Source organism: uncultured Veillonella sp., from assembly GCF_938010505.1.
Classification (GTDB): Bacteria; Bacillota; Negativicutes; order Veillonellales; family Veillonellaceae; genus Veillonella.
Genome location: NZ_CALLVP010000116.1, coordinates 19,533 through 28,176 on the forward strand (window position 1 = coordinate 19,533; position 8,644 = coordinate 28,176).

The following is an 8,644-nucleotide window of genomic DNA, read 5'->3' on the forward strand; positions in this document are numbered from 1 at the left end:
GTCACAGCTAATGCGTTTCAATAGATAAGAATACTAGTCATACATACTATAAGTAGGAGTTAATATAATGGCATCTAATTTCGGTAAAACTATACAAGTAGCTACCTTTGGCGCGTCTCATGGGTACGCCATCGGTGGTATCGTGGAAGGCCTCCCTTGTGGATATTCCATCGACATCGACGAGCTACAAGCCTTCTTAAAGCGCCGTGCGCCAGGTCAAAACCAATTACAAACGCAACGTAAAGAAGCCGATATACCTGAATTCTTATCAGGTATGGTAGATGGCATGCTCAGTGGATCTCCATTAGCATTTATGATTCGCAATACATCGCAGCACTCCGGTGATTACAATAACTTGCGCGACATTCCTCGCCCATCTCATGCGGACTTTACGGCTCGCATGCGCTATGGTGACAAGGTAGATATGCGCGGTGGCGGCCACTTCTCGGCACGTCTTACAGCACCTCTTTGCGTAGCTGGTGGCATTGCACTACAGTTGTTGCGTGAAAAAGGTATCGAAATTCACGGCCATTTAAAACAAGTTGGTACAATCCAAGATACTCCTATCGATATGGTTCATCCAGATATGAAAGCACTTCGTGAAATTGCTACAGAACCAATTGCTATGCTCGATGCATACAAGCGCTCTGAAGTAGAAAACTTGGTCATGAAACTAAAACAAGACGGCGACTCTACCGGTGGTATCGTTGAGGTTGTGGCTACAGGTCTACCAATCGGTCTTGGTAATCCAAACTTTGATGGCATCGAGAACCGATTAGCTCGCGTGATCTTTGGCGTACCTGCCATCAAAGGCGTGTCTTTTGGGGGTGGCTTCGACATGTGTTCTCGCCTTGGATCAGAAGTGAACGATGCTTTCACCATGGACGGCGATATAATCACAACAACTACCAATAATAGCGGTGGCATTCAAGGCGGTATCACCAACGGCTTGCCCCTCATTATGCAAGTGGGCATCAAGCCTACTCCATCCATTTATAAGGAACAACATTCTGTGTCTCTTTCACAAAAAGAGGACACATTACTCACCATTAAAGGTCGTCACGACCCATGTGTAGCGCTTCGTGCTGTACCTGTTATCGAAGCTGTTACGGCCCTTGTCATTCTTGATTTCTTAGGAGATATTGACCATGAACTTAGATGAAGTACGCGTTAAGATTAACGATATAAACGACCAAATGCTCGCCCTCTTCAAAGAGCGCATGGAACTCTCCAAGGACGTAGCGGCTGCAAAAAAGGAAATGAATAAGGCCATTTACGATGCCAAACGCGAGCGCGACATTCTCGACAAGGTAACAAAAGATGCAGGTCCGGACCTCGATCTATATGCACGTCGCTTTTTTGAAGCATTATTTAGCTTGAGTCGTACATACCAATCTGAGCAACTATTCCAAGACAATGAATTTACTTTGAAAATGAAAAAAGCCATTGACCAATCCCCTACTTTGCCACCTCAACGGGGCAGTGTAGCTTGCGCCGGTGTATTCGGCAGCAACGCTCAAATGGCGTGTGATAAATTATTACCCCTCAGCCAAATCCATTATGTAACGGGTTTCCGTGCCGTATTCGATGCCGTAGAGTCAGGCGAATGTCAATTCGGTGTATTGCCTATTGAAAACAGCTCCAATGGTTCTGTAAAAGAAGTATATGACCTCTTAGAAGAGCGCAAATGCTATATCGTTCGTGGCACGCGCCTTTGGATTTCTCATGACTTGCTCGTAAAAAAAGGCACTAAACTAGAAGATATCCATACCATAATTTCCCACCCTCAAGCGTTGGGCCAATGCAGTCACTTCCTAGATAAGTTAGAAGGCGTAGAATTACGCTCCTATGACAACACGGCTCGAGCTGCACAGCTCGTTGCGGCTAGTGATGACCCAGGGGTGGCAGCTATCGCTGCACCTCAATGTGCAGACCTATATAATTTGTCTCCATTGTTGAGAAACATCCAAAATAGCGACAACAACTATACGCGCTTTATCTGTATTAGTAAGGACTTCCACGTATACCCAGGAGCTAATAAAATCTCAGTAGTAACCACAGCAAGCCATGCTCCAGGAGGCCTTGGTACATTGCTCACCAAATTTGCTAACATCGGTGTGAACCTTACAAAACTTGAGTCCCGCCCTATCGTAGGACATAACTTTGAATTCTTGTTCTACCTTGATTTGGAAGCATCCTTAGCAGATCCAAAAGTACTCTCCGTCTTGGCAGAGCTCCACGCATCGCAAGATAAATTCCGCTTGCTCGGTAATTATCCTGAAAATTAATATTTTCCTCTGTGGTAGTGCTTATTAATGACATATATAGTACAATGGATATAGTTTTAAAACTCCAATGGCTAATAGGTGACAGCCTATTAGCCATTTTGTGTATATTGACCTAGGAGGTCCTATGAAATTTGGTTTACTTGGCCGTACGTTGGGCCACAGCTTTTCCCCACGCATCCACAATGCTTTGGGAAATACTAATTATGAATTATTTGAACGAGAACCGAGCCAACTGCAAGAGTTCTTCGCAAATCCAGAATTACAAGGTATTAATATTACCTTCCCTTACAAGGTTAATGCCCTTGAAGCCTGCGATGTAGTTAACCCTCGTGCGGAACGCATTGGCTGTGTAAACACGATGGTCCGTAAAGACGGCAAATGGCATGGTTACAATACAGACTACGATGGATTTGTATTCACTCTAAAACATGCTAGTATCGATGTATCCGGTAAGGAATGCATCATCCTTGGCGATGGCGCATCTTCTGCTACCGTTCACGTGGCTCTTGAAGATCTAGGTGCTAAGAGCATCACGCATCTATCCCGTAAAACAGCTCCGCTCTATACCGATGCACCTAATTACTACGAAACAACGCAGATTATCATTAACTGCACTCCTATCGGGATGTATCCGCATAATCCGGCTAGCCTGATAGATATTATGCAATTTTCCAAATTAGAAGGCGTTGTAGATCTCATCTACAATCCTCGCCGTACCGTTTTGCTTTTACAAGCAGAAATGATGGATATTCCGCACTGTGATGGTCTCCCTTTCCTCGTGGCACAAGGCGTTGAGGCGGCTAATCATTTCCAAGGTGAAAGCTTTGGCACCAAGGAAACCGAGCAAATCTTACGAGATATGCGCCGTGAAAAGGAAAATATCATCCTCATCGGTATGCCTGGGGTTGGGAAAACAACAGTAGGCAAGGCAATCGGCAAAGAGATGGGCCGTACTTGTATTGATGTCGATCAAGAGCTAGAAAAAGAAATCGGTAATATCTCCACATATATTACGGAACAAGGGGAAGCTGCGTTCCGTGAAAAAGAAGCGGATATGATTGCAAAATTAGGCACAGAAACTGGCCTTGTCATCTCCACTGGTGGCGGCTGTGTAACAGTACCTAAAAACTATGCACATCTACGCCAAAATGGTCGTATTTACCAATTAACGCAACCTGTAGAAAAACTATCTACTTCAGGTCGTGTCCTATCTGGTGGCGGCATAGAACGTTTACGTGAACTCGAAGAAACTCGCACTCCAATGTATGAAAGCTTTGCACAATGCATCGTAGAACATAATCGTAATGCACCAGAAACAGTGGCAGCTATACTAGAAGACTTCGAAGCAAACTTATTATAAGAAATTAATTTAAAATATTAAAAAAGTCGGCTCTCGCCGACTTTTTTAATGCACTTTTACGCGTTTATGTTGTTGTTCGTCAAATACACCATCTACATCGATGGTATCTAGAATTCGTTTTAAAGCATGTACATCGATTTGACCTGGCGCCGATGCTTTACCAGCAGAGGCAAAGGTCATGGCATTTCCAAATAGAGCACCTGCAGTGCGTGTAACAGCACCTAGTTCTCCCATTGCCATCGTAATAATTGGATCCGAAGGATATAAAGCTTTCACTTCAGCCGTTGCTTCAAGTAGCGTTAATACATCACCAGTTGTGTGAGGCATAACGGCAATCTTTGGCACATCGGCCAAGAACTCTTTCATTTGAATGAGTCGATTTACAATGACTTCACGGCTCGGCGTACAGTGGAAATCATGGTTGCTCATGATAATAGTGATTCCATGAACCTTAGCAAACTCTATCGTTTTAAGCATTCTATCTTGATCAAAAAACAGCTCAATATCAATAGCATCCACCAATCCTGTAGGAATCAAACGCTCTAGCATTGTAAAGTAATCTTGTGTAGAAATCGTTCTTTCCCCACCTTCACCTTTTGTGCGCCATGTAAAGAGCAACCCACGACCTTTCAGTTGTGGCTTGATAAGCATTAATAGTTCAATAATAGCATCAATGGAGTGGGCCCGCTCAAAATAGTCAATGCGTAGCTCCACTACGTGACACGGTGTATTACATGCTACCGCGGTGGCATCTAGAATCTCTTTCATTGTTGTGCCCACAATAGGCACGCATATTTTTGTACCCTTTTCGCCGAGTACAGTATGACCGATACGGACCATAATAACTCCTTTCTGTCCCACACGGTGAGACTAATGACTTACCTTAAACTAACTATATACCAATATTTTTGTAAAAGCAATCAATCCGCCCATATTGAATTGCTATTCACTAAAAACGTATGAAAGCCTGCTATTATGCACTAAAACAGTATTCTTAGATTAACGATTAACATCACTTTTTCTTATACCCTAGATTAAGACCTCTTACCAATAAACGGTCTGTATCTGAAAGCCTCGTATTATAGAAATAGCATAAAAAAGTAAAAGCTCCTTACCAATATATTAGTAAGGAGCTTGTTAGACTCTAATTCACACACTATATTTATCATGTTGTACGGATAGTTTCCGTGATTGGAATCCCATATAGAGTAATAGCAAACCTGTAATGCTAAATACATAGGATATCCCAATATAGGTAGATACAATACTTGCAAACACTGGACCTACCATGGAACCAAATTGTTGAGCCGTCGTCGTCATACCAAACATGCGACCTCTAAAGCCTGGTTCTGTATTAAGTGTTACAGCTGCACTCAAAGATGGGTTGATCCCTACAATGCAAGAGCCAATTAATACTTGTAGTACACCAAACCACCAGATACCTACTGGTAAGCTTTGAAGTAAAAGAACAACACCACTACCAAGCATACAGTAGGAAATGGTTCTAAAGTACCCACGACGCTCACCGATGCGCACCCATATATTGGTCGTTAAGGAACCGGCTAAACCACCGATACTGAGGATTGTACCTGAAATGATGGCTGCCCCTTCCATAGTGCCTTGCATATCACCTACATAAAGCGCCAAAATAGGCTGTAGCATCATGATGACACATTGCATAAAGAAGTAAATCCACAAAAGTCTTATTAATACAGGTTGTTCTTGAACCGACTTAAAATCTTCTCGCAAGGATGTAGCTTTTACCGGCTGTTTGGACTGCTCCTTAGAAGCTGTATTTTCAACATCTAGTATTGGTTCTTTTACAAGAAACAATACCGCCAAAGTAGCAATGAATACAGCTATACCAGATATATAAAATACAGGGCGCATACCTACGACACTTTCAACGGCACCACCTAAAAATGGGCCGATGACATTGCCTAAAATCAGACCTGTTTGGAATATGCCGAGGGCACGGCCTACCTGTTTCTCATCAACGCTGAGGGACACCATGGTCATCGCCGCAGGATAGAAACCATTAGCGAACCCAACTAAGGCACGCCCCATCAACAATTGGTACTGATCCGTTACCATACCGATAAGGACATAACAAACGGCAATTGCAAAACCAGCTCGTAGAGCCATCCGCTTCTTGCCCTTGTTATCCGCAATTTTACCCCAAATTGGCGCCATAATGCCAGCGATAAGAAAGGTAATGCCAAAGACGAGGCCTGACCAAAGTGCCACATCATCCTTAGGAACACCGAGTTCTAACAGATATATAGGCAGAAACGGAATTATCATTGTGTAACATATGGCTAGCACAGTCATACTAGCCGTAATAATCCATACGTTTCGCATGCCACCTCGAGCATCATATTCAGTTGAACTCATATTTACCTCCCTTCCGCGTATAATTGTATAGAAAAACTAATAGAAACTAATATACATACAAATATATTTAATTATATTTCCACTTAAATTTCTATCGACCTAACTAACTAATCTAAGTTCTAATCACATATATAAAGAAGAGCCGCATACGAAACGCGACTCTTTCCATAAAACTCACTTAAAAGATACTCCTACAATGTAGTCATTCGCAAAAATTGCTCATACAAAAACCCTAGAAGCTATCAATTATTCCACCGGAAATTTGTGATCCATTACATCTTGCAAGGAAACACGTTCCATAACATGACGGAATTCTGATTGCAAATGCTGCCACAATGGAGCCGTCAAGCAATCATTAAACATAGGACATGGCTCTACATCATCTTCTAAACAAGACACGAGAGCAATAGAATCCTCAGCAGCATATAAAATTTCATATACATTGTATTCAGATGGAGCTTTCACCAAGCGGTATCCACCGTATTTACCACGTCCACTTTTAACGAGACCCGCAGAGGATAGACGAGATACAATCCCCTCTAAGTATTTATCGGAAAATCCTTGACGTTCTGCAATTTCACGAATCGGTACATTTTTTTCTACACCGTATTCTGCAATATCCGCCAAGATCCGTAAGGCATAACGCCCTTTTGTAGATATTTTCATAAGTTAACCTCTATATCATTCATAATATATTAATAGTATATCATAAATTCATACAAAAATTGGTGGGAAATATGATACACTATACATATATCGAAATATTTTTATTTAGGTATGATTTTAATTTGATATAGGGAGGGTGTTATCTAATGTTAGATAAACTATTTCAACTCAATGAACGCGGTACAACCGTTAAAACCGAGATTTTAGCAGGTATCACTACGTTTATCACGATGGCGTACATCCTATTCTTGGCGCCAAACATTCTTAGCCTTGCAGGCATGGACAAAGATGCAGTCCTCATCGCAACCGCTTTAGGCGCTGGTCTCGTTACGATTTCTATGGGTCTATTCGTTAACTATCCGATTGCACTCGCTCCAGGGGTTGGCCTCTTAGCCTTTTACTCCTTTACCGTAGTTCTGGGAATGGGTGTGTCTTGGCAAACAGCATTAGGTGCGGTATTCATTTCAGGTCTCGTATTCCTCGTATTAACACTTACATCGGTGCGACAAATGATCGTTGAAGGCATTCCTGCCTCCATGAAGATTGCTATTACCGTTGGTATCGGTCTCTTCATTGCTATCATCGGTTTGAAATTATCTGGCTTGATGGCTATCTCCATTAGTTTGTCTCCAAACTCCTTAGGTCAAGTCGTGCAAACACATGGTAATTTAGTACCTCCAGCATCCGAAGCACTCTTAACGCTTGGTAATTTGCACAGTAGCGAAACCTTGTTGGCTCTCTTCTGCCTCATTTTTACGGCTTTATTAATGGCTCGTAAGGTTCAAGGCTCTCTCTTGATTGGTGTTTTGGTAACAACGGTTATCTCCTATGCGACAGGCCTTTCCACAATGCCTGAGAACTTCACTGTATTGGCAGTACCTGATTTCTCTAAAGCGGCATTCCTTCAATTAGATATTCCTGGCGCTCTTCACATGGGCTTAATCACGATTATCTTTTCATTCACCTTCGTAGAATTATTCGACTCTATGGGTACTTTAATCGGTACTGCTACAGAAGCGAAAATCGCGGATCCTAAATCTGGTAAATTCCCAGGTCTTGGGAAAGCCATGACCGTAGATGCTCTTGGTGTAAGTGCGGGCGCATTACTCGGTACTTCTACGATTACTGCCTTTGTTGAAAGTGCGGCAGGTGTTGGTGCTGGTGGCCGCACAGGTTTAACAGCTGTAACAACAGGTGTACTATTCTTAATCTGCTTATTTGTTGCCCCTTTAGTATCTCTTGTACCAAATGCAGCAACATCTCCAATCCTCGTTATTGTTGGGGCCCTCATGTTAGGTGCTATTCGCAACATCGACTTTGATGATTGGACAGAAGGCTTCCCTGCATTTCTCGTTATCGTATTAATGCCATTCACATACAGCATCGCTAACGGTATCTCTGCAGGTCTTATTGCATACCCTCTACTCAAAATCATTGCGGGCCGTGCAAAAGAAGTTAACTGGATTATGTACGTATTAGCGGTACTCGTTATCATACGCTACGTATTCTTCTAATTAACGTATGCCCATAATTATGCTATTAGTGAAAGCTGCTTTATATTGATAGCTATAAAATCACTAATACTCAAGAACAAAATATATGTAAATTACATCCACTAAAAGAACCTATCTCCAAAGATATTACTCTAGTATCTAGGAGATAGGTTTTTTATTATGTACTCTTTTACTAAATGCTAACGTCGTATGGCATTACCGAATCGTGCTATAGAGTCTTATTAAGGTTTAGTATTAACGAATTGTTTTTACACCGATTAAGTCTGTACGACTTGAATCGATTTCTTTTAATGGCCCTACTGAATCTACAATTTTGCTTACATAGTTTTGGTTTCTTGAGGAAGCAAAGTAGAGCATATGAACTTTATTATCTTTTTCCCAATAAGCAATTTGAACAGAATCGTTGCTAGAGCCTAAAGTAT

The 8,644-nt window shown here is 42.0% G+C and carries 7 protein-coding genes and 1 pseudogene; 4 read left to right on the top strand and 4 right to left on the bottom strand.

The annotated features are described in order from the left end of the window. The first annotated feature begins 67 nt into the window (after positions 1–67). The 3 genes from aroC (at position 68) to Q0507_RS07260 (ending at position 3,648) form a co-directional block, all read left to right on the top strand. On the top strand, positions 68–1,162 hold the full coding sequence (gene aroC / locus Q0507_RS07250; protein ID WP_298714501.1) for a chorismate synthase: 1,095 nt from the start codon (positions 68–70) through the stop codon (positions 1,160–1,162). Beyond that, positions 1,149–2,288, top strand: coding sequence for a bifunctional chorismate mutase/prephenate dehydratase (locus tag Q0507_RS07255; RefSeq protein ID WP_077707672.1), 1,140 nt, complete (start codon positions 1,149–1,151; stop codon positions 2,286–2,288). Before aroC ends, Q0507_RS07255 begins: the two co-directional genes overlap by 14 nt. A gap of 124 nt (positions 2,289–2,412) precedes the next feature. Next, positions 2,413–3,648, top strand: a complete 1,236-nt coding sequence (locus tag Q0507_RS07260) for a shikimate kinase (RefSeq protein ID WP_298714506.1) — start codon at positions 2,413–2,415, stop codon at positions 3,646–3,648. Positions 3,649–3,693: 45 nt separating this feature from the next. Here Q0507_RS07260 and aroD read toward each other — a convergent pair whose 3' ends face one another. The 3 genes from aroD to Q0507_RS07275 form a co-directional block, all read right to left on the bottom strand. After that, the gene (aroD, locus tag Q0507_RS07265; protein ID WP_008602292.1) at positions 3,694–4,488 is read right to left on the bottom strand and encodes a type I 3-dehydroquinate dehydratase; all 795 of its coding nucleotides are present in this window, start codon (positions 4,486–4,488) and stop codon (positions 3,694–3,696) included. 309 nt (positions 4,489–4,797) lie between these two features. Continuing rightward, a complete protein-coding gene (locus tag Q0507_RS07270) occupies positions 4,798–6,042 on the bottom strand; it encodes an MFS transporter (RefSeq protein ID WP_298714510.1) in 1,245 nt (414 codons plus the stop codon). A 246-nt stretch (positions 6,043–6,288) separates the two neighbouring features. Then, complete coding sequence (locus Q0507_RS07275) at positions 6,289–6,708, bottom strand: Rrf2 family transcriptional regulator (RefSeq protein ID WP_298714513.1); 420 nt, start codon at positions 6,706–6,708, stop codon at positions 6,289–6,291. A 146-nt stretch (positions 6,709–6,854) separates the two neighbouring features. Between Q0507_RS07275 and Q0507_RS07280 the strand changes: the two genes are divergently transcribed. Next, positions 6,855–8,222: an NCS2 family permease gene (locus tag Q0507_RS07280; protein WP_298714516.1), complete on the top strand. Its 1,368-nt coding sequence runs from the start codon at positions 6,855–6,857 to the stop codon at positions 8,220–8,222. Between the two features lie 234 nt (positions 8,223–8,456). Here Q0507_RS07280 and Q0507_RS07285 read toward each other — a convergent pair. Next, a pseudogene (locus Q0507_RS07285) lies at positions 8,457–8,644 on the bottom strand (hypothetical protein); the annotation flags it as partial.